Below are 19,497 nucleotides of genomic sequence, written 5' to 3'. Positions count from 1 at the left end.
TGAACACAAAAAACCGCCAAAGGTTTTTATACCTATGACGGTTTTGTAAACTCGCAAACAAACTTTGTAAGTTTGAACAAACTCGAGTGTAAATAAACATCTCTTACCTCTTTGAAAATTGTGGAGCGCGGCGAGCTTTTTTAAGACCGTATTTCTTTCTTTCCGTCATACGAGGATCTCTTGTTAAGTATCCTTCCTTTTTAAGAATAGGCCTAAAATCGCCATCGATTTTTAAAAGAGCGCGGGCTATGCCATGGCGGATTGCACCTGCCTGGCCTGTATAACCTCCACCTTTTACGCTTGCAATAACGTCAAATTTATCTAATCCATTGATTTTCTCTAATGGTCTCTTTACTTCGACTTTTAGCGTTTCAAATCCGAAGTATTCATCGATTGGTTTCTTATTTACGATTATCTTGCCAGTTCCCGGCATAATCCAAACTTTTGCAACTGATGTTTTTCTTCTACCGGTAGCAAGGACTGCTTGCTTCATTTATAAACCTCCCTTCTCTATATCTCAATATTCAAAGCTTTAGGCTGCTGAGCTTCATGAGGATGTTTGTCGCCACTGTAAATCTTTAATTTCTTTATCATTTTGCGCCCTAATGTATTATGTGGCAGCATACCCCAAACAGCTTTATATAAAACTTGTTCAGGGGCTCTGTTTATAAGTGATTCAAAGCTTTCCGACTTAATGCCCCCGGGATAATTTGTATGATGGTAATATACCTTATTTTCCATTTTTTTGCCGGTTAAAATTACTTTATCCGCATTTACTATAACAACATAGTCTCCTGTATCTACGTGGGGTGTATATATAGGTTTATGCTTGCCTCTTAAAATTGTAGCCACCTGTGCCGCAATTCTGCCAAGGGGTTTGCCTGCTGCGTCTATCACATACCAATCCCGCTTGACTTCTTCCTTTTTTGCCATAAATGTGCTCATCTTTTCCCCTCCCTTTTACCATAAGGTTATTGTATAATAGGCATTTTTTCATGTCAAGACTGCCATTAATATATAACTTTCATCAGACATAGTCCCTGCGCCGGAAGAGTTTTTCCAGCACTTGACCTGTCCTTTGAATTTAAAATGGAAATCATGTCCTCTGCCTTTGTTTTACCTATGCCAATATCGACTAAGGTGCCTGCAATTATTCTTACCATATTGTATAAAAAGCCATTTGCCTCAATTTGTAGTGTGATGAGATTTCCTCTTTTTAAAATTTCAAATCTTTTAATACAGCGCACTGTAGATTTAGCGCTGCTATTTGATGCCATGAACGATTTAAAATCATGCTCTCCTATAAGTATGTCAGCCGCTTTTCTCATTTCTTCTAAGTTTAACGGTAATGGAAAAAAATACACATACCTTCTTAGAAGAGGTGACGGAAATTTGGCATTGTATATCGAATATGAGTAGACTTTGCTTTTTGCCGAAAATCTAGCATGAAAATCTTCAGGCACTATTTGGGCATGTTTAACCGTTATATCTTCCGGCAATTTGCTGTTTATTGCATATGGCAATTTTTCTATGGGTATTTTTGTGTAAGTTTTAAAATTTGCAACTTGCCCTAAGGCATGGACTCCGCTGTCAGTTCTGCCAGAGCCTATAACGCGCACTTTTTCTTTTGTAATAGACTGAATTGCTTTTTCCAACACTTCTTGTATTGACAGTGCATTTTTCTGTCTCTGCCATCCGCTGTAGCATGTTCCTTCATATTCCAACAATATTTTTACGTTCACTTTTCCGCACCTGCTATATGAATCTGGTAGCAACGCTGCCACCGGCAATTAAGGCAAAAACTATAAATGTTGCTATGTCAAGAAATGTCATCTTCAATTCTTTCATGCGGGTCCTGTTTTTTCCGCCTCTATAGCACCGAGCTTCCATAGCCATTGCTAGTTCATCTGCTCTTCTAAAAGCACTTATAAACAGTGGCACAAGCAGTGGAACTAAATTCTTTGCCCGATTTATAAGATTGCCGCTTTCAAAGTCTGCTCCCCTTGCCATTTGCGCTTTCATAATTTTATCGGTTTCTTCTAGTAGCGTAGGTATAAACCTTAAGGCTATGGTCATCATCATAGCTAATTCATGAGCGGGCATTCCAAATCTTTTAAAAGGCGAAAGCAACAGTTCTATACCATCAGTTAGAGCAATTGGTGATGTAGTTAATGTTAAAATAGACGTGCCGATAATCAGTAAGATAAGGCGAATCGCCATAAAAGATGCCTGGGATATACCTTCATATGTTATATCAAGAGGTCCTATTTGGTAGATTACGCGGCCTGGTGTCATAAACATATTTAGCGCAAAAGTAAGTACAATTATAAATATAAGGGGTCTTAATCCTTTAAGCAGATATCTTACAGAAATACCGGAAAGCACAGTAGCCAAGATTATGAATGCAACCGGAAAAATATATCCGTAAAAATTATTGATAACAAACAGCAGAATCATGTAAGCAAGAGTTATTATTATCTTTGTTCTGGGATCCAGGCGATGGATTATGGAGTTTCCCGGAATGTACTGTCCTATCGTTATCTCACGCAAGGCCCTTCCTCCTAACTTTCTTGATAATTTCTGCTCTTGCCTCATCTACTGTCAAAATATCAGTTGCAACATCTTTGCCATTTTCTTTTAGCTTTATCATCAGCTCTGTTATCTGAGGTATGCCTAGGCCTATTTCTACCAGACCTTTATAGTCTTGAAATATTTCTCTGGGCGGGCCTTGGGAAACTATCCGGCCGCGATACATAACAGCTAGTTTGTCAACAAGCTTTGCCACATCTTCCATGCTGTGAGAGACAAGTATTACTGTTATCTTCTCTTTATCTCGCAGTCTTACAATCTCTTCTAAAATCTCGTCTCGCCCTTTAGGATCAAGGCCTGCTGTAGGCTCATCCAATATAAGGGTTTCGGGTTTCATGGCAAGGACTCCGGCTATTGCAACTCGCCTCATTTGTCCTCCGCTAAGTTCGAAGGGAGATTTATCTTTAATTTCCTTGTAGGAAAGGCCAACAAGTTCTAAGGCCTCTTTAACTCTAGTTGAAATTTCATCTTCCCTTAGCCCCATATTCTTTGGACCAAATGCCACATCTCGTTCAACAGTTTCTTCAAAAAGCTGATGTTCCGGATATTGAAAAACAAGTCCTATTTTCTGCCGGATAGATTTTAAGCTTACGCCCTTATCATATATATTTACGCCGTCTACTAAAACTTGTCCTGAAGTGGGCTTCAAAAGACCGTTCAAGTGCTGTATAAGGGTGGATTTGCCTGAGCCGGTGTGACCAATAAGGCCCCAGAACTCCCCGTCCTTTACGCTCCAATTTATGTCTTGGATCGCCGCAGACTCAAAAGGTGTATTGGGCATGTATATATGCGTTAAATTCTTTACATCAATCGACATAAGCAATCCACCATTTCTTCTACTGATAGGATATCTTTTCTAATAGGAATGCCATCTTTTGACAGCTTATATGCAAGCTCTGTAACTTGAGGTACGTCAAGGCCGATTTTTTTTAGTCTATCTACTTGGCTGAATATCTCATTGGGCTTGCCTTCCATGACAATTTTACCCTTTTCCATAACGAGAATCCTATCAGCTTGTACTGCTTCTTCCATAAAATGAGTGATAAGAACTACGGTTTTGCCCTCTTCTTTGTTGAGCCTTTTAACGGTTGATATTACTTCTTTTCTCCCCACCGGATCCAGCATAGCGGTAGGCTCATCGAGGATTATGCAATCTGGTTTCATTGCAATTATCCCCGCTATAGCCACGCGCTGCTTTTGTCCGCCTGATAAAAGATGGGGAGCTTTGTCAGCATACTCGGTAAGCTCCACGATTTCCAGGGCTTCTTTAACACGTCGGCGTATTTCCTCAGGGGGAATACCAAGATTTTCCGGTCCAAAAGCTACATCCTCTTCCACTATTGTTGCAACGATTTGGTTGTCAGGATTTTGAAACACCATTCCTGCTCTTCGCCTGATTTCCCAAATATCTTCCTGGTTTTTTGTATTAAAACCGGCAACAAAAACATCCCCTTGTGTTGGCACAAAAAGACCGTTAAAAAGTTTAGCTAGTGTGGATTTGCCTGACCCGTTAGGCCCTATAATTGCCACAAATTCGCCTGGATTAATCTTTAAGTTTATGTCTTTTAAAGCTAAATCGCTGCTGACGGCGTATTGATAATAAACATCCACTGCAACTATTTCGGCGGCTATCCTCACCGCCCCCTTTGCATGTAAATATTGTAACTTGCCTACACCAATTCTACGATAGCGGTAGGAGTAGCATCGCCCCTTCGCGGAGCTGATTTTATTATGCGCACATAACCACCATTTCGATCCTTATACTTTGGTGCAATATTTTCAAATAGATTTTTTACTGTAGTTTCATCTAATACTTGCTTAAGAACTAGCCGTCTTGACGCCAAATCGTCTTTTTTGGCAAGTGTTATTATTTTTTCAGTTACACGGCGGACTTCTCTCGCTCTAGCTTCCGTAGTTTCAATTCTGCCATATTTTAAAAGGTCGGTGGTTAGATTTTTAAGCATCATTTTGCGATGTCCGCTTGGTCTGCCAAGTTTTCTCATCTCTTCGCCTCCTTACTGTTCTTCCGGTTGTTTTAGCGAAAGATTGAAAGCGCTGAGTTTCGCTTCCACTTCCTCCAGCGATTTTTTACCGAGATTTCGCACTTTCATCATATCTTCTGCCGTTTTTTGCGTAAGTTCATATATTGTGTTAATTCCGGCGCGTTTCAAGCAGTTGTATGAGCGAACTGAAAGATCCAGTTCTTCTATAGGCATTTCAAGTATCTTTTCTTTATCGTCTTTTTCTTCTTCTTGCGGCACGTCGCTTACCTGAACTTTTTCGGTAAGACCGGTAAAAAGGCTAAAATGTTCAATTAATATTTTAGCCGCAGCACTTACCGCATCTTCAGGTTTTATTGTGCCGTTTGTCCAGATTTCCATAATAAGTTTGTCATAATCAGTTCTTTGTCCTACGCGCGTGTTTTCTATATTAAAATTGACTTTGTGTACCGGGGTAAAGATAGAATCTATTGCTATTACTCCAATGGGTTGGTTGGGCTTTTTGTTTTTATCGGCTGTAACATAGCCTTTGCCTCTCTCAAGCGTAAGTTCCATAAAAAGCTTGCCATCTTTTTCTAAAGTAGCAATGTGCCAATCCGGATTCATTATCTCAACATCTGCATCAGCAATAATATCTTTTGCTTTTACTTCGCACTCTCCTTGGGCTTCGATGCGAAGCAGCTTTGGCTCGTCTCCATGTAGTAAAATTGCAAGTCCTTTTATATTCATTATAATTTCAGTAGTATCTTCAGCAACTCCCGGAATAGTAGAAAATTCATGCTGCACTCCATCAATCTTTATAGATGTTACAGCAGCTCCGGGCAAAGAAGACAAAAGGACTCTGCGCATGGAATTGCCAAGAGTCGTTCCGTAACCTCTTTCTAAAGGTTCTACAACGATTTTCCCATAGGTATCATCTTCACTTGATTCTATCAATTCAATCCTCGGCTTTTCAATATCTATCATCTAATAAAGTACCCTCCTTAAAATTATTGGTTTCCGATGAGGGTTAATTAATTACTTGGAATAAAGCTCGACTATTAAGTGTTCCTGAATTGGAACATCAATGTCTTCTCTCTTAGGTAAATATAGAACTTCGCCTGTTAGAGTATCAAAATTCACTGAAAGCCAAGCCGGCACTACTTTAGATGCACCTTGTTCGGCTATTTCTTTGAAAAAGTCAAGATTACGGCTTTTTTCCCGAATTGCAACAACGTCTTTCTCTTTTACTTGATAAGATGGTATTGTAACTCTCTTACCATTTACTTCTACATGGCCGTATCTTACCAACTGGCGTGCCTGGGGTCTTGATGCGGCAAAGCCCATTCTGTATATAACATTATCTAACCTTGTTTCAAGAAGCCTTAGAAGATTTTCACCGGTAACGCCTTTTTGGCTGACGGCTTTTTCATAGTAGTTAGCAAATTGTTTTTCCATGATTCCATATATTCTTCTTGCTTTTTGCTTTTCTCTAAGCTGTAGTCCGTATTCTGAAGGCTTACGTCGCAATTGTCCGTGCTGACCCGGAGCATACCCGCGCCTATCCATGGCACACTTCGGGCTGTAGCAACGATCACCTTTAAGATATAGCTTCATGCCTTCTCTGCGGCACAGCCTGCAAACAGCGTCTTTATATCTAGCCATTGTGTTTATCCACCTCCATATTAAACCCTTCTTCTCTTCGGCGGCCTGCAACCGTTGTGAGGAATAGGTGTTACATCTTTAATCATGTTTACTTCAAGGCCTGCAGCCTGCAGTGAACGAATAGCAGCTTCTCTGCCACCACCCGGTCCTTTTACAAATACCTCAACAGACCTCATTCCGTAATCCATGGCTTGCTTTGCAGCTGCCTCTGCTGCCATTTGAGCTGCAAACGGTGTTCCTTTACGCGAGCCCTTAAATCCGACTGATCCGGCACTAGCCCAAGTTATGGGCCTACCTGCCTCATCTGCAATCGTTACTATTGTATTGTTAAAAGTTGAGTGAATGTGTGCACTCCCTTTTTCTATGCGCTTTTTTTCCTTGCGCTTTTTCGTAGGTTTTGCCATGATTTTTCACCTCCGCATATTTTTATTTATGCCTTACGCTTTGCCCCTACTGCCTTGTTGGGGCCTTTGCGCGTTCTTGCATTTGTTCTTGTTCTCTGACCTCTCACCGGTAGTCCCCGGCGATGCCTAATACCTCTATAGCAGCCAATTTCCGTAAGGCGCTTAATATTCATTGCTACTTCTCTTCGTAGGTCGCCTTCAACTTTATACTGCTTTTCAATAATATCTCTAAGTTTGCTTATTTCTTGTTCGGTTAAATCTTTTACTCGGGTATCCGGATTTACGTTAGCTTCTTTTAAGATCTTTTTCGCTGTTGTATCACCAATACCATATATATAAGTGAGTGCTACTTCTACACGCTTTTCTCTTGGCAAATCAACTCCGGCTATTCTCGCCACTTACCACACACCTCCTTTTGTTTAGCCCTGTTTTTGCTTGTGTTTTGGATTTTCGCATATAACCATTACTCTGCCTCTGCGTTTAATTATCTTGCACTTTTCGCACATCTTCTTTACCGATGGTCTTACCTTCATAGGATTTCCTCCTTTTACCGTTTTCTACTTGAAGCGGTATTTGATGCGGCCCCGGGTCAGATCATATGGAGATAACTCCACAGTAACCCTGTCTCCGGGCAAAATCCTAATATAGTTCATGCGAATTTTTCCGGAAACATGGGCTAGAACAACATGACCGTTATCCAGTTCTACCCGAAACATTGCGTTGGGGAGTGGTTCTAAAACGGTACCCTCAACTTCAATAACATCTTCCTTCGACAAGGTCGCACACGCCTCCTTACATATGCGCAGATGTCTGGCTGTCAAAGCTGCCATCTGCAATTTCTTTCAGGGCTTTTCTAATTTCGTCATTATAAATTTTTCGCCTATTATTGCGTTTTTCCGCCACAAAGTCAAGTCGCTTGTTCATAAGCTGCAAATGCTTTATTTTTTTCTTCTTGGGGTTTTCTACCCTGCGCAAATCCCCATCCGCAACATAGACATATTCATCGTCTATTATATCAATCACTACCATTAACCGCCCCTTGTCACGACCGGCAGTAGATCTTGCCAGTTGTCCCAACATGAGCTGCGGCATATAAACACCTGCCTAAATCATAGTCAGTATTTCGGGCTCACCGTCAGTAATTGCAATGGTATTTTCGTAATGAGCCGAAAGGCTGCCGTCTTCCGTTACTACCGTCCAGTTATTATCCAACGTATATACTTCATATCCTCCCATGTTGACCATGGGCTCTATTGCAAGAGTCATCCCGCGTCTAAGCCTGGGCCCTTTTCCGGGCGGACCAAAATTTGGTATTTGTGGATCTTCATGCATATCTCTTCCTATGCCATGGCCCACATAATCTTTCACTACCGAAAAATTATTAGCCTCTACGTATTTTTGCACCGCATGGGATATGTCCGAAAGCCTGTATCCTGGTTTTGCATAAGCAATCCCTTCAAAAAAGCTCTGCTTAGTAACCTCTACGAGTCTAAGGGCCTCTTTTTCTACCTGACCTACAGGAAAGGTTCGAGCTGCATCGCCATTATAGCCTTCAAATATCACGCCTACATCTATACTTATGATATCGCCTTCTTTAAGCACTCTTGGCCCCGGAATTCCGTGTACCACTTCCTCATTTACGGAAGTGCATATAGCTGCCGGAAATCCGTGATATCCTTTAAAAGTCGGGAGGCAATTGTGGCTTAAAATAAAGTCTTCGGCGATTCTGTTAAGCTCCAATGTAGTAATTCCGGGACGTACATGTTTCTTAACTTCTTCTAGTGTCAGCGCGGTAATCTTTCCGGCTTTTCTCATAAGCTCTATTTCGCGCTGGGATTTAATTATAATCATGACCTTAATTCACCTTTTTTAGATGTTCTAAAATATCTTCAAAAACATCGTCAATTGACCCGGATCCGTCTATATTAATCAGTAAATTTTTCTCCTTGTAGTAGCCGATAAGCGGAGCGGTCGATGTCTCATATACCTCTAAACGCTTTTTTACTGTCTCAGGCTTATCATCATCACGGATAATAAGCCTTCCGCCGCACTTGTCGCAAAGTCCCGGTTCTTTTGGCGGACTGGATTTTATATTATATGTTGCACCACATTGCTCGCACACTCGCCTGCCGGTAAATCTTTCGATAAGTGTATCTTGCTTTACTTCTATATTCAGCACAATATCCAATTGTATACCCTTTTCTTGCATGTAATCATCTAGACTTTCAGCCTGCTTTACGGTTCTTGGAAATCCATCAAGTAAAAAACCGTTTTTACAGTCTTCCATATCCAACCTTGATTTTACCATAGCTATCACAAGGTCGTCAGGCACTAAAAGTCCTTTTTCAAGGTACTCAGCAGCTTGCTTGCCCAATAAGGTCTTGTCTGCTATAGCTTTCCTTAGTATATCTCCGGTAGAGATATGGGGTATGCCAAACTTGTCTGCTATCTTTTTTGCTTGCGTTCCCTTGCCTGCTCCCGGCGGACCCAGCAAAACAATTCTCAACGCTGATCACTCCTATTTTAAGAATCCTTGGTAGTGCCTCATAAGCATTTGAGCCTCTATAGCCTTCATGGTTTCAAGGGCGACACCCACAACTATCAAAAGGGCTGTACCTCCAAAGGAAATGTTTACTCCTGTAATAGCTGTTATTAAATATGGCATCAAAGCGATAGCTGCAAGAAATATTGATCCGACCAATGTTATTCTAGTCATTATACGATTTAAATACTCGGCTGTAGGCCTTCCCGGTCTTATTCCAGGTATAAACCCACCATATTTTTTCATGTTTTCAGCAACTTCTACAGGATTGAATGTTATCGCTGTATAGAAGTAAGTAAAGAATATAATTAGCACGGCGTAGAGCAGGGCGTAGAGCCATCCGCTGGGGCTTAAAAACTGTGCTATGCTTACCATTATCTTGTTATTTGGGAAAAATCCGGCTAAAGTGCTGGGAAACATTAATATCGACATAGCAAAAATTATAGGTATAACGCCGGCACCATTTACCTTAATCGGTATATGAGTGGACTGGCCGCCATAAACCTTTCTTCCTACTACTCGTTTAGCATATTGCACCGGCACCCGGCGCTCTGCTTCTTGAACCGCGATAACCGCTACGATTACTGCCAATGCAAATATAAGGAATATCGCTAGCATTATAATGTTAAGCGTTCCAACTTTTAGTAGAGAATAAACTTGAAAAATGCTGGAAGGCAGTCTTGATACAATTCCGGCAAAAATAAGCAGTGAAATACCGTTGCCTATTCCCTTGTCAGTAATTTGCTCACCTAGCCACATTAAGAATGCCGTTCCTGCCGTAAGACTCAGTATCACTACTATATTGCTGAGGATACCGGGTTTCATGGCGCTTCTAAAGCCTATTGAAAGTCCTGTAGCCTGGATAAGCCCCAAAATAACAGTGCCATACCTCGTATATTGAGCAAGTACCTTACGTCCCGCTTCCCCTTCTTTTGCCAGCTCTTCCCACTTTGGAATAACTATAGTAAGAAGCTGAACTATAATGGAAGCATTAATGTATGGTGTAATGCTCATTGCAAAGACTGAAAACTGTTTGAATGCACCGCCTGATATTATATCAAAAAACCCAAGTAAGGCACCCTTTTCAACCATTTGTTTGACTGCAGCCGGGTCCATGCGGGGCACCGGTACAAAGGTTCCAAGTCTGAATAATATTAACATGAAGATAGTAAATTTTATTCTATTCCTTAAATCCGGTATTTTCCAGGCATTTTTCAGGGCATCCCACATCTAGATCACCTCTGCCTTCCCACCAAGCGCCTCTATTTTTTCTTGCGCTGATTTTGAAAAAGCGTTTGCTTGAACATCTACTTTAACTTTCAAGTCTCCATTGCCGAGCACCTTTACTCCGTCTTTAACCTTTTTTATAATTCCTTTTTCGATTAAAAGTTCCGGAGTAACTTTTGTATTTTCTTCAAAAACGTTAAGATCTTCCACGTTCACTACTGAGATTTCTTTTTTGAATATATTATTGAAACCGCGCTTCGGAATACGTCTGTAAAGAGGCATTTGACCGCCCTCAAATCCCGGCCTTACACCGCCGCCGCTGCGAGCGTTCTGTCCTTTATGGCCTCTTGTGGAAGTCTTGCCGTGGCCGGAGCCGATTCCTCTGCCAACTCTTTTACTTTTTTTATTGACGCCTTCGGCAGGATAAAGATCATGCAATCTCATTGGCTGCACCTCCTCTTTTAGGTTTTATAATCCGAGAATTTCTTCTACGCTTTTATTGCGAAGTCTTGCTACTTCTTCCGCTCTTTTCATTTGTTTTAGTGCTTCTATGGTTGCATTTACCATATTTCTGGCATTGGCAGAACCCAATGATTTGCTTACTATGTCGGTGATTCCTGCTAATTCTACAACTGCTCTTACCGGTCCGCCTGCTATAACTCCGGTTCCTTCGGGTGCCGGTTTTAAGAGGACTTTGCCGGCTCCAAAAGTCCCAATACTTTCATGAGGGACAGTGCCATTTAATACCGGAACATTAATTAGATTCTTTTTAGCATCTTCGATACCTTTGCGGATAGCTTCAGGTATTTCTTGAGCTTTTCCGGTGCCCACTCCCACTTTGCCTTTCTTATTTCCGACCACTACAAGTACTGAAAAACGGAAGTTTTTTCCTCCCTTTACAACTTTGGCAACTCGATTTATGGAAACAATTTTTTCTGTAAACTCATTTTCTTCTATATTATTATCCTTGTGCTGCAAAGTTTTGCCTCCTTTCTAGAAATCTAACCCGGCTTCTCTTGCGGCATCAGCCAGGGCTTTTACACGGCCATGATATATATAACCGCTGCGGTCGAATGCAACGCTTTTTATGCCTTTCTCTAGAGCTTTTTTACCGATTAGATCGCCGACTAATTTGGCCGACTCTATGTTTACGCCGGAAACGTTGTCTTTAATCGCAGGATCCAGTGTCGAAGCTGCAACTAAAGTATGGCCTGTTTCATCATTAATAATCTGCGCATATATATGTTTTTCACTCTTATATACACATAAGCGCGGTCTTTCGCTTGTGCCAAAGGTCTTTTTTCGAACTCTTGCATGTCTTCTCTTACGGGCAACATTGCGAGATTCCTTTTTAAGCACATTCATTCCCTCCTATCGCTTATTTTGCTCCGGTCTTGCCTTCTTTACGCCTTACAACTTCATTTTCGTATCTAATGCCCTTGCCTTTGTAAGGCTCCGGTTCCCTCACAGCTCTGATATTTGCTGCGATTTGGCCTACTAAATCCTTGTCTATGCCTTTGACTACTATCCTGTTTGCTGCCGGCACCTCAAATTCTATACCTTCAGGTGGGTCAAATTCTACTGGGTGAGAATATCCGACAGTCAAAACCAGTTTATCTCCTTGTTTTGCCGCCCTATAGCCTACACCTTCTAATGCCAGCCTTTTTTCAAAGCCATTTACGACACCCATTACCATGTTATTTATTAGGGAACGGGTTAATCCGTGAAGCGCCCTGTGATTTTTCTCATCTGACGGCCTTTCAACAATGATTTTTGAGTCTTCTTTTTTTATAATCATATCTTTGTGCAAAACACGGCTTAAGCTGCCTTTAGGACCTTTTACCGTTATTTGATTACCATTTATGGCAACTTCAACCCCACTAGGTATATCAACCGGCATCTTGCCAATTCTAGACATGTCTTCACCTCCTAGTCATTCATCTTACCATACGTAGCAGATTACTTCGCCGCCGACTTGCGCCTTTCGCGCCTCTTTATCAGTCATAATTCCCTTGGACGTAGAAAGAATTACTGTCCCCATTCCACCCATAACCTGTGGAATTTCATTCTTGTTTGCATATATCCTAAGTCCGGGTTTCGATATCCTTTTAATACCTGTTATGACTTTTTCTTTGTTCGGACCGTACTTTAAGTAAATTTTTATAATTCCCTGCTTACCGTCGTCTATAATCTCAAAACCCTTTATATAGCCCTCATTTTGTAAGGTTTGAGCTATAGCTTTTTTCATATTTGAACATGGAACCTCCACTTCAGGATGACCCACGTCGCTAGCATTACGAATACGAGTTAACATATCTGCAATAACATCTGTCATAGCCAATGAAACAACCTCCCTTCATATCGGACTTGCGCTCACCAACTGGCCTTTTTAACTCCCGGTATTTCACCGCGATGTGCAAGCTCTCTAAAACATATACGACATACACCGTATTTGCGCAAATATGCATGAGGCCTGCCACAAATCTTGCATCTGTTGTATTTGCGCGTTGTAAATTTAGGTTCACGTTTTTGCTTGGCAATTAAAGATTTTTTAGCCAAACTCTTTCCTCCTTCCTGTTTATGCAAAAGGCATACCAAGACGCTTTAAAAGTTCCCGAGCCTCTTCATCAGTTTTCGCCGTAGTTACTATTGTAATATCCATACCTCTGACGCGATCTATTTTATCATAATCAATTTCAGGAAATATCAGCTGCTCCCTGATTCCTAAGGTATAGTTCCCTCTACCGTCAAAAGCATCAGCAGATACTCCCTTAAAATCCCTTACTCTTGGAAGGTTTATATTAAAAAGTTTATCTAGAAAATCGTACATTTTCTGGCCTCGAAGGGTAACTTTAGCTCCTATAGGCATACCTTCACGCAATTTAAATGCCGCTATTGACTTGCGGGCTTTTGTGACTACAGGTCTTTGGCCTGTTATCATTGCTAAGTCGCCGGTAGCTGATTCAATTGCCTTTGCATTTTCACGAGCATCATTGATACCCATATTTATAACAATCTTTTCGACTCTGGGCACTTCCATGATATTTTTATAACTGAATCTTTGCATCAGCGCAGGTACAACTTCATTTAAGTACTTATCCTTTAATCTTGACACGAGACTACCTCCTTCCTGTCTATCTGTCTATAACCTCTTGGCAGCGTTTGCATACTCGAACTTTTGATCCGTCGGCAAGAATTGTATGACCAAACCTGGTAGGTTTATTGCATTTATTGCACACAAGCATTAGTTTCGAAGTGCTTATAGGCAGTTCCATCCTCATTATTCCGCCCTGAGGCATGCCGGCCGTGGGCTTTTGGTGCTTTGTCGCCATATTCACTCCCTCGACTATGGCACTTTTCTTTCTCGGAAAAACTTTAATTACTTTTCCTTTTTTACCTTTATCTTTTCCCGATAGAACGTAAACGGTATCACCCTTTTTTATATGGACTTTTTCCAAAGAACACACCTCCTCATACCGAGCTTTGCGTTTCGCGGTCTTCTATCTTTTCCTAGAATATATCATAACACTTCCGGGGCTAAGGAAATAATTTTCATGTAATCTTTTTCTCTAAGCTCTCTGGCAACCGGTCCAAATATACGTGTACCGCGAGGATTTTTGTCATCGCTTATAATAACTGCAGCATTTTCGTCAAATCTTATATATGAACCGTCTTTGCGTTGTAATCCCTTTTTTGTTCTTACAACAACAGCCTTCACGACGTCTCCTTTTTTAACAACGCCGTCGGGTGTTGCACTCTTAACTGATGCTATAATAACATCACCGATAGATGCAAATTTGCGCTTTGAACCGCCCAATACTCGTATACACATTATTTCTTTCGCACCTGTATTATCAGCCACATTAAGTCTTGTCTGAACTTGCACCATGCCAAAAACCTCCCTTCTCTACTGGGCTTTTTTCACAATTTTTACCAATCTCCAGCGTTTGTCATGACTTAAGGGTCTTGTTTCCATAATTGTCACAATGTCGCCCACTTTGCATTCGTTATTTTCGTCATGAGCCTTAAATTTCTTTGTTCTTTTTATGGTTTTTCCATATAGTGGGTGCCTCATCAGTCTTTCTACGGCAACTGTTATGGTCTTATCCATTTTATCGCTTACTACTACACCGGTCCGGACTTTTCGCTGGTTTTTACGTTCGGCCACCTATATCCCTCCTTCTAAATCATTTTTGGCTGCCCATTCTTAGCTTTTCATTTTGTCTTTCTGTAAGGACTGTCTTTATCCGCGCTATAGTTTTCCTTACTTCGCGAATCCTCATAGGATTATCAAGCTGGCCGGTGGCTGCCTGAAATCGGAGGTTAAACAGTTCGCCCTTTAAGTCCTTTTCTTTCTCTAATAATTCCTGATCGCTAAGGTCGCGAATCTGCTTAAGCTTCATTTAAATCACCGCCCAATTCTAAGCGTTTTACTATCCTTGTTTTTATAGGCAACTTGTGAGAGGCAAGTGTCATGGCCTCTTTAGCAATTTCTTCCGATACTCCGGCAAGTTCAAACATAACACGGCCCGGCTTTACAACTGCAACCCACATCTCAGGTGAGCCTTTTCCGCTTCCCATACGTGTTTCAGCAGGTTTTTTTGTAACAGGCTTGTCAGGAAATACTTTTATCCAGACTTTGCCGCCTCTTTTAATAAAACGAGTCATGGCAACACGTGCCGCTTCTATTTGCTGACTGGTTATCCATGCCGGCTCTAACGCTTGAAGCCCATACTCGCCATATGTCACTTTATTACCTTTATGTGCGTATCCTTTTATTCTTCCACGCTGCTGTTTTCTATACTTCACTCGCTTCGGCATTAACATCGCTTACTTCTCCCCCTTCCTCGGGATTATGCTTTACTGGAAGGACTTCGCCTTTATATATCCAAACTTTAACGCCTATTCTCCCATAAGTAGTATGGGCTTCAGCGAAACCATAATCAATGTCGGCTCTTAAAGTTTGAAGTGGAATGGTCCCCTCGTGATACATCTCAGACCTTGCAATTTCTGCACCGCCGAGTCTGCCGCTGACCATTGTTTTAATACCCTTTGCCCCAGACTTTAAGGCCCGTGATATAGCTTGCTTCATAGCTCTTCTAAAAGATATGCGTCGCTCCAACTGTGAAGCAATATTTTCAGCAACGAGCTGTGCATCCATATCAGGATTTTTAATTTCAATTACATTTATAGAAACCTGTTTGCCGGTCATTTTTTCTATCTCGCCTTTGAGTTCATCTACTCCGCTTCCGCCTCTGCCAATTACCATGCCCGGTTTTGCAGTGTTTATGGTTATTCTTATGCGATTAGCTGCTCTTTCGATTTCGATCCTTGATACGCCTGATGTAAATAGCTTATTTTTAATATATTTTCTTACTTTGTAGTCTTCAAGGAGCTGATCGGCAAAGTCCTTCTTAGTATACCATTTTGAATCCCAATCTTTAATTATTCCGACTCTCAACCCATGAGGGTGTATCTTCTGTCCCAAAATTTATCCCTCCTTTTCTTTAAGAACTATAGTTATATGGCTGGTTTTTTTGTGTATAGATGCCGCTCTGCCCTGAGCTCTGGGACGAAATCTCTTCAAAATTGGCCCTTGGTCGGCATAACACTCAGCAATATATAAAGCATCTTTGTCCATATCAAAATTATTTTCAGCATTTGCTGCCGCTGATTTAAGCAATTTCTCTAATGTTTCCGAAGCCGCTTTAGGCGTAAATTGCAAAATGCTCAAGGCTTCATCTACTTTTTTTCCGCGAATAAGGTCTAAAACTACCCTGACTTTTCTAGGCGCAATTCTAACATATCTTGCCCGTGCCCTCGCTTCCACTTTCATACCTCCTTTGCAAGGTTTGTCATAACCCTTTCAAAATTTACCAATCTATTTAAGTGCTGTAGATTTTTCGGTATGGGCCCCATGCCCCCTGAAAGTTCTAGTAGGCGCAAATTCGCCCAATTTGTGGCCGACCATGTCCTCAGTTATATAAACAGGCACATGCCTTTTTCCGTCGTGAACCGCTATTGTATGGCCCACCATTTCAGGAAATATAGTAGAAGCTCTGGACCAGGTTTTAATAACCTTTTTCTCCCTTTTGTGATTCATTTCAATAATTTTATCTAATAGCTTCTTATCTACAAAAGGGCCCTTCTTTGTTGAACGACTCATAAGATTACCTCCCTTCTACTTGCGGCGCTTGACAATATATTTATCCGAAGCCTTATTTTTCTTTCTGGTCTTGTAGCCAAGGGTCGGTTTGCCCCAAGGTGTAACAGGACTCTTCCGTCCAATAGGCGATTTACCTTCGCCACCGCCATGGGGATGATCCACCGGGTTCATGGCAACACCGCGCACGTGGGGTCTTTTGTTCATCCAGCGAGATCTACCTGCTTTGCCAATAGAAATATTCTCATGTTCAATGTTTCCTACCTGACCAACGGTAGCTCGACACAGTTCAGAAACCATTCTCATTTCTCCTGAAGGCAATCTTAGGGTCACCATACCGCTCTCTCTTGCCATGAGCTGTGCTGATGTGCCGGCCGATCTTACCATCTGGCCTCCCTTACCCGGGATAAGCTCAATATTGTGAACTGTAGTTCCCACAGGTATGTCTGCAAGATTTAAGGCATTGCCCGGCTTTATATCTGCGCCTTTACCGGACTGAACAATATCTCCAACTGTAACTCCGGCCGGGGCCAAAATATACCTTTTTTCGCCGTCTGCATACGATAATAATGCAATATAAGCGCTGCGATTTGGATCGTACTCAATTCCTGCTACCTTGGCCGGCACGCCGTCTTTATCTCTTTTGAAATCAATTATTCTATATTTACGCTTGTGGCCGCCGCCGCGATGTCTTATAGTTTCCCTGCCTTGCATGTTGCGGCCGGCTTTATTCTTCAAAATTTCTACCAATGACCGTTCAGGTTCTTCTTTTGTGATTTCCTCGAATGTGGGAACGCTCATAAACCTGCGCCCGGGTGTGGTAGGTTTAAACTTTTTTATAGCCACATTATTCCCTCCTTCTCTGTAAAGCTAAGTCTCTTCGTGGCCATTTTCTGCTACATGGATTCGAAGAACTCAATTGTTTTACTCTTATCAGTTAGCGTTACTATGGCTTTCTTCCAATCGGGCCGCTTACCTTCGAATCTGCCCATTCTTTTCATTTTGCCTCTCATATTTACAGTGTTAACTTTAGCAACTTCCACCCCGAATATAGACTCTAATGCGTTTTTTATCTCGGTTTTATTTGACCTTTTGTCAACCACAAACGTATATTTTTTCTGCTGCTGCATATCCATGGTTTTTTCTGTAATGAGCGGTTTTATAATGATGTCATGCGGATCTTTCATCCTGCATACACCTCCTCTACCAGCTCAGCTGCCTCTTTTGTAATAATTAAGTTGTCATAATCTAGGATGTCGTATATGTTCAGCGTATTAACATATGTGGTTTTAACCGTCGGAAGATTGCGTGCAGATTTTTCCACATTTTCATCTTTTCCGGCTATTACTATTAGAGCTTTTTTGTCTGCATTTAAATTTTTCAATATGGAAATCATTTCTTTTGTTTTTGGTGCTTCTAAGGAAAGCTCATCTAATACTATAAGTTCATTATCTACAACTTTTGCGCTAAGAGCTGACTTTAGTGCAAATCTTTTAAGCTTCTTTGGCATAGCAGCCTTATATGAACGAGGCTTGGGCCCGAAGATTATACCGCCCTTTCTCCACAAAGGCGATCTTATACTGCCATGGCGGGCTCTACCGGTGCCTTTTTGGCGCCACGGTTTTCTGCCGCCGCCGGCTACTTCGGCTCTTGTTAGTGTACTTGATGTTCCTTGTCTTTGATTTGCAAGATAATTTACAACTGCCCTGTGCATTATATCAGGTCGGACTTCAACCCCGAAAATATCATCGGAAAGCTCAATCTCTCCTACTTGCTCTCCTTTTGTATTGAACATGCTTACTTTAGGCATTGGGCTCCTCCTTTCCTAATTATTTCCCGCTTTTTACAGTATTTTTTATAAATAGCAGTGATTTTTTTGCTCCCGGTACAGAGCCCTTGACAACCAATATATTTTTTTCCGGGATAACTTTTACAATTTCTAAATTTTGCACTGTAGTTTTTTCTGCTCCCATGTGCCCGGGTCTCTTATTTCCTTTAAATACTCTTGCAGGATCAGTGGCGCCTCCGGAACCTGGTCTGCGGTGGTACATGGAGCCATGCCCCATGGGGCCTCGGTTAAAATTCCAGCGCTTTACTCCACCTGCAAAACCCTTTCCCTTGGATATACCCGTAACATCTACTTTTTCGCCGGGTTGAAAAATATCTGCTTTTATTTCATCGCCTACATTATATTTTGCTGCATCTTTAATCTTGAATTCTTTAATATATCTTTTAAATTTCAGCTGATTCTTTACAAATTCGCCTTTTTCCGGCTTATTTAGTGTTCTTTCTTTAATATCTTCATAACCTACTTTAATTGCAGTGTAGCCATCGTTTTCAACGGTTTTCTTTTGAATTACCAGGCATGGTCCCGCTTCAATAAGTGTTACCGGCAAAGCTTCACCTGTTTCATTAAAGATTTGGGTCATGCCAAGTTTCTTACCTAAAATGGCTTTTGAAATCATCACAATCACCTCCTGTTGCTACAGCTTTATCTCTATATCGACTCCTGCCGGCAAGTCCAGTCTCATAAGGGCATCAACCGTTTTTTGATTAGGTTGCTGAATGTCTATTAGTCTCTTGTGAGTTCTGGATTCAAACTGTTCTCGGGCATCCTTATACTTGTGTGGAGCCCGAAGTATAGTCACTATACTGCGGTCCGTAGGTAAAGGTATAGGCCCCGATACTTTGGCCCCGGTTCGTTTGGCCGTCTCGATTATTTTTTTTGCTGATTGGTCAAGTATCTCATGGTCAAAAGCCTTCAGACGAATTCTTATCTTTTGATGGGCCATCTTGCTTCCCTCCTTGCATTCGGATTTATTGTTTGCGTATTATTTAGTTCTCGATTACCTCTGTTACTACACCTGCTCCAACTGTTCTTCCACCTTCACGGATAGCAAATCTAAGTCCTGGTTCGATGGCTATAGG

The 19,497-nt window shown here is 41.4% G+C and carries 38 protein-coding genes; all 38 read right to left on the bottom strand.

All coding sequences use genetic code 11. From position 1 onward, the window contains the following. Positions 1-103 precede the first annotated feature (103 nt). On the bottom strand, positions 104-493 hold the full coding sequence (rpsI, locus tag BUE08_RS03470; protein WP_213950887.1) for a 30S ribosomal protein S9: 390 nt from the start codon (positions 491-493) through the stop codon (positions 104-106). Between the two features lie 17 nt (positions 494-510). After that, the gene (rplM, locus tag BUE08_RS03465; RefSeq protein ID WP_059031736.1) at positions 511-945 is read right to left on the bottom strand and encodes a 50S ribosomal protein L13; all 435 of its coding nucleotides are present in this window, start codon (positions 943-945) and stop codon (positions 511-513) included. Between the two features lie 65 nt (positions 946-1,010). Next, positions 1,011-1,742 carry a tRNA pseudouridine(38-40) synthase TruA gene (gene truA, locus BUE08_RS03460; protein WP_213950886.1) on the bottom strand — a complete coding sequence of 244 codons (732 nt, stop codon included), beginning with the start codon at positions 1,740-1,742 and terminating at the stop codon, positions 1,011-1,013. A gap of 13 nt (positions 1,743-1,755) precedes the next feature. After that, positions 1,756-2,550: an energy-coupling factor transporter transmembrane component T family protein gene (locus BUE08_RS03455; RefSeq protein ID WP_213950885.1), complete on the bottom strand. Its 795-nt coding sequence runs from the start codon at positions 2,548-2,550 to the stop codon at positions 1,756-1,758. Further along, the gene (locus BUE08_RS03450) at positions 2,543-3,406 is read right to left on the bottom strand and encodes an energy-coupling factor transporter ATPase (RefSeq protein WP_059031738.1); all 864 of its coding nucleotides are present in this window, start codon (positions 3,404-3,406) and stop codon (positions 2,543-2,545) included. Before BUE08_RS03450 ends, BUE08_RS03455 begins: the two co-directional genes overlap by 8 nt. Then, complete coding sequence (locus BUE08_RS03445) at positions 3,391-4,221, bottom strand: energy-coupling factor transporter ATPase (RefSeq protein WP_174221083.1); 831 nt, start codon at positions 4,219-4,221, stop codon at positions 3,391-3,393. The genes BUE08_RS03450 and BUE08_RS03445 overlap by 16 nt, the downstream gene beginning before the upstream one ends. 38 nt (positions 4,222-4,259) lie before the next feature. Then, positions 4,260-4,592: a 50S ribosomal protein L17 gene (rplQ, locus tag BUE08_RS03440; RefSeq protein WP_059031740.1), complete on the bottom strand. Its 333-nt coding sequence runs from the start codon at positions 4,590-4,592 to the stop codon at positions 4,260-4,262. 12 nt (positions 4,593-4,604) lie between these two features. Continuing rightward, entirely contained in the window at positions 4,605-5,555 is a 951-nt protein-coding gene (locus tag BUE08_RS03435; protein ID WP_059031741.1) for a DNA-directed RNA polymerase subunit alpha, read from the bottom strand. Between the two features lie 51 nt (positions 5,556-5,606). Next, on the bottom strand, positions 5,607-6,233 hold the full coding sequence (gene rpsD, locus BUE08_RS03430) for a 30S ribosomal protein S4 (protein WP_059031742.1): 627 nt from the start codon (positions 6,231-6,233) through the stop codon (positions 5,607-5,609). 20 nt (positions 6,234-6,253) lie between these two features. Further along, positions 6,254-6,637 (bottom strand): 30S ribosomal protein S11, encoded by a 384-nt coding sequence (gene rpsK / locus BUE08_RS03425; protein WP_059031743.1) that lies wholly within the window; start codon positions 6,635-6,637, stop codon positions 6,254-6,256. Positions 6,638-6,663: 26 nt separating this feature from the next. After that, positions 6,664-7,035 carry a 30S ribosomal protein S13 gene (gene rpsM / locus BUE08_RS03420; protein WP_059031744.1) on the bottom strand — a complete coding sequence of 124 codons (372 nt, stop codon included), beginning with the start codon at positions 7,033-7,035 and terminating at the stop codon, positions 6,664-6,666. 21 nt (positions 7,036-7,056) lie between these two features. After that, complete coding sequence (rpmJ, locus tag BUE08_RS03415) at positions 7,057-7,170, bottom strand: 50S ribosomal protein L36 (RefSeq protein WP_059031745.1); 114 nt, start codon at positions 7,168-7,170, stop codon at positions 7,057-7,059. Positions 7,171-7,194: 24 nt separating this feature from the next. Then, complete coding sequence (gene infA / locus BUE08_RS03410; protein ID WP_059031746.1) at positions 7,195-7,413, bottom strand: translation initiation factor IF-1; 219 nt, start codon at positions 7,411-7,413, stop codon at positions 7,195-7,197. A 16-nt stretch (positions 7,414-7,429) separates the two neighbouring features. Then, positions 7,430-7,729, bottom strand: coding sequence for a KOW domain-containing RNA-binding protein (locus BUE08_RS03405; protein ID WP_059031747.1), 300 nt, complete (start codon positions 7,727-7,729; stop codon positions 7,430-7,432). A gap of 12 nt (positions 7,730-7,741) precedes the next feature. Then, positions 7,742-8,488, bottom strand: a complete 747-nt coding sequence (gene map, locus BUE08_RS03400; RefSeq protein WP_059031748.1) for a type I methionyl aminopeptidase — start codon at positions 8,486-8,488, stop codon at positions 7,742-7,744. A 4-nt stretch (positions 8,489-8,492) separates the two neighbouring features. After that, positions 8,493-9,143, bottom strand: coding sequence for an adenylate kinase (locus BUE08_RS03395; protein ID WP_059031749.1), 651 nt, complete (start codon positions 9,141-9,143; stop codon positions 8,493-8,495). A 12-nt stretch (positions 9,144-9,155) separates the two neighbouring features. After that, entirely contained in the window at positions 9,156-10,409 is a 1,254-nt protein-coding gene (secY, locus tag BUE08_RS03390; protein ID WP_059031750.1) for a preprotein translocase subunit SecY, read from the bottom strand. Then, complete coding sequence (gene rplO / locus BUE08_RS03385) at positions 10,410-10,850, bottom strand: 50S ribosomal protein L15 (protein WP_059031751.1); 441 nt, start codon at positions 10,848-10,850, stop codon at positions 10,410-10,412. A 24-nt stretch (positions 10,851-10,874) separates the two neighbouring features. Next, positions 10,875-11,384: a 30S ribosomal protein S5 gene (gene rpsE / locus BUE08_RS03380; protein WP_273702404.1), complete on the bottom strand. Its 510-nt coding sequence runs from the start codon at positions 11,382-11,384 to the stop codon at positions 10,875-10,877. A 15-nt stretch (positions 11,385-11,399) separates the two neighbouring features. Beyond that, positions 11,400-11,765 carry a 50S ribosomal protein L18 gene (rplR, locus tag BUE08_RS03375; RefSeq protein ID WP_083497633.1) on the bottom strand — a complete coding sequence of 122 codons (366 nt, stop codon included), beginning with the start codon at positions 11,763-11,765 and terminating at the stop codon, positions 11,400-11,402. 19 nt (positions 11,766-11,784) lie between these two features. Further along, a complete protein-coding gene (gene rplF / locus BUE08_RS03370) occupies positions 11,785-12,324 on the bottom strand; it encodes a 50S ribosomal protein L6 (RefSeq protein WP_059031754.1) in 540 nt (179 codons plus the stop codon). Positions 12,325-12,348: 24 nt separating this feature from the next. After that, entirely contained in the window at positions 12,349-12,747 is a 399-nt protein-coding gene (gene rpsH / locus BUE08_RS03365; protein ID WP_059031755.1) for a 30S ribosomal protein S8, read from the bottom strand. Between the two features lie 32 nt (positions 12,748-12,779). Beyond that, on the bottom strand, positions 12,780-12,965 hold the full coding sequence (locus BUE08_RS03360) for a type Z 30S ribosomal protein S14 (RefSeq protein ID WP_059031756.1): 186 nt from the start codon (positions 12,963-12,965) through the stop codon (positions 12,780-12,782). Between the two features lie 19 nt (positions 12,966-12,984). After that, positions 12,985-13,521: a 50S ribosomal protein L5 gene (gene rplE, locus BUE08_RS03355; RefSeq protein WP_059031757.1), complete on the bottom strand. Its 537-nt coding sequence runs from the start codon at positions 13,519-13,521 to the stop codon at positions 12,985-12,987. Between the two features lie 19 nt (positions 13,522-13,540). Beyond that, on the bottom strand, positions 13,541-13,864 hold the full coding sequence (gene rplX / locus BUE08_RS03350; RefSeq protein ID WP_059031758.1) for a 50S ribosomal protein L24: 324 nt from the start codon (positions 13,862-13,864) through the stop codon (positions 13,541-13,543). Positions 13,865-13,926: 62 nt separating this feature from the next. After that, the gene (gene rplN / locus BUE08_RS03345) at positions 13,927-14,295 is read right to left on the bottom strand and encodes a 50S ribosomal protein L14 (protein ID WP_059031759.1); all 369 of its coding nucleotides are present in this window, start codon (positions 14,293-14,295) and stop codon (positions 13,927-13,929) included. Between the two features lie 18 nt (positions 14,296-14,313). Then, a complete protein-coding gene (rpsQ, locus tag BUE08_RS03340) occupies positions 14,314-14,574 on the bottom strand; it encodes a 30S ribosomal protein S17 (protein ID WP_059031760.1) in 261 nt (86 codons plus the stop codon). Between the two features lie 19 nt (positions 14,575-14,593). Continuing rightward, positions 14,594-14,809 carry a 50S ribosomal protein L29 gene (rpmC, locus tag BUE08_RS03335; RefSeq protein WP_059031761.1) on the bottom strand — a complete coding sequence of 72 codons (216 nt, stop codon included), beginning with the start codon at positions 14,807-14,809 and terminating at the stop codon, positions 14,594-14,596. After that, a complete protein-coding gene (gene rplP, locus BUE08_RS03330) occupies positions 14,799-15,233 on the bottom strand; it encodes a 50S ribosomal protein L16 (protein ID WP_059031762.1) in 435 nt (144 codons plus the stop codon). The genes rpmC and rplP overlap by 11 nt, the downstream gene beginning before the upstream one ends. Continuing rightward, positions 15,205-15,894, bottom strand: coding sequence for a 30S ribosomal protein S3 (gene rpsC, locus BUE08_RS03325; protein WP_059031763.1), 690 nt, complete (start codon positions 15,892-15,894; stop codon positions 15,205-15,207). Before rpsC ends, rplP begins: the two co-directional genes overlap by 29 nt. A gap of 3 nt (positions 15,895-15,897) precedes the next feature. Continuing rightward, complete coding sequence (gene rplV, locus BUE08_RS03320; RefSeq protein ID WP_083497634.1) at positions 15,898-16,236, bottom strand: 50S ribosomal protein L22; 339 nt, start codon at positions 16,234-16,236, stop codon at positions 15,898-15,900. Between the two features lie 51 nt (positions 16,237-16,287). Continuing rightward, positions 16,288-16,572 carry a 30S ribosomal protein S19 gene (gene rpsS, locus BUE08_RS03315; RefSeq protein WP_059031765.1) on the bottom strand — a complete coding sequence of 95 codons (285 nt, stop codon included), beginning with the start codon at positions 16,570-16,572 and terminating at the stop codon, positions 16,288-16,290. Positions 16,573-16,587: 15 nt separating this feature from the next. Then, a complete protein-coding gene (gene rplB, locus BUE08_RS03310) occupies positions 16,588-17,415 on the bottom strand; it encodes a 50S ribosomal protein L2 (RefSeq protein ID WP_213950884.1) in 828 nt (275 codons plus the stop codon). A gap of 50 nt (positions 17,416-17,465) precedes the next feature. Beyond that, entirely contained in the window at positions 17,466-17,756 is a 291-nt protein-coding gene (gene rplW / locus BUE08_RS03305) for a 50S ribosomal protein L23 (protein ID WP_059031767.1), read from the bottom strand. Next, positions 17,753-18,379 (bottom strand): 50S ribosomal protein L4, encoded by a 627-nt coding sequence (rplD, locus tag BUE08_RS03300; protein ID WP_059031768.1) that lies wholly within the window; start codon positions 18,377-18,379, stop codon positions 17,753-17,755. Before rplD ends, rplW begins: the two co-directional genes overlap by 4 nt. 19 nt (positions 18,380-18,398) lie before the next feature. After that, complete coding sequence (gene rplC / locus BUE08_RS03295) at positions 18,399-19,031, bottom strand: 50S ribosomal protein L3 (protein ID WP_059032317.1); 633 nt, start codon at positions 19,029-19,031, stop codon at positions 18,399-18,401. A 21-nt stretch (positions 19,032-19,052) separates the two neighbouring features. Then, positions 19,053-19,361, bottom strand: coding sequence for a 30S ribosomal protein S10 (gene rpsJ, locus BUE08_RS03290; protein WP_059031769.1), 309 nt, complete (start codon positions 19,359-19,361; stop codon positions 19,053-19,055). Between the two features lie 43 nt (positions 19,362-19,404). After that, a partial coding sequence (locus BUE08_RS03285) for an EF-Tu C-terminal domain-related protein (protein ID WP_286680374.1) occupies positions 19,405-19,497 on the bottom strand: 93 nt, incomplete at its 5' end.

This window comes from Tepidanaerobacter sp. EBM-49 (genome assembly GCF_001896645.1).
Lineage (GTDB): Bacteria > Bacillota > Thermosediminibacteria > Thermosediminibacterales > Tepidanaerobacteraceae > Tepidanaerobacter > Tepidanaerobacter syntrophicus.
This window is presented reverse-complemented; position numbering and strand designations above follow the sequence as displayed.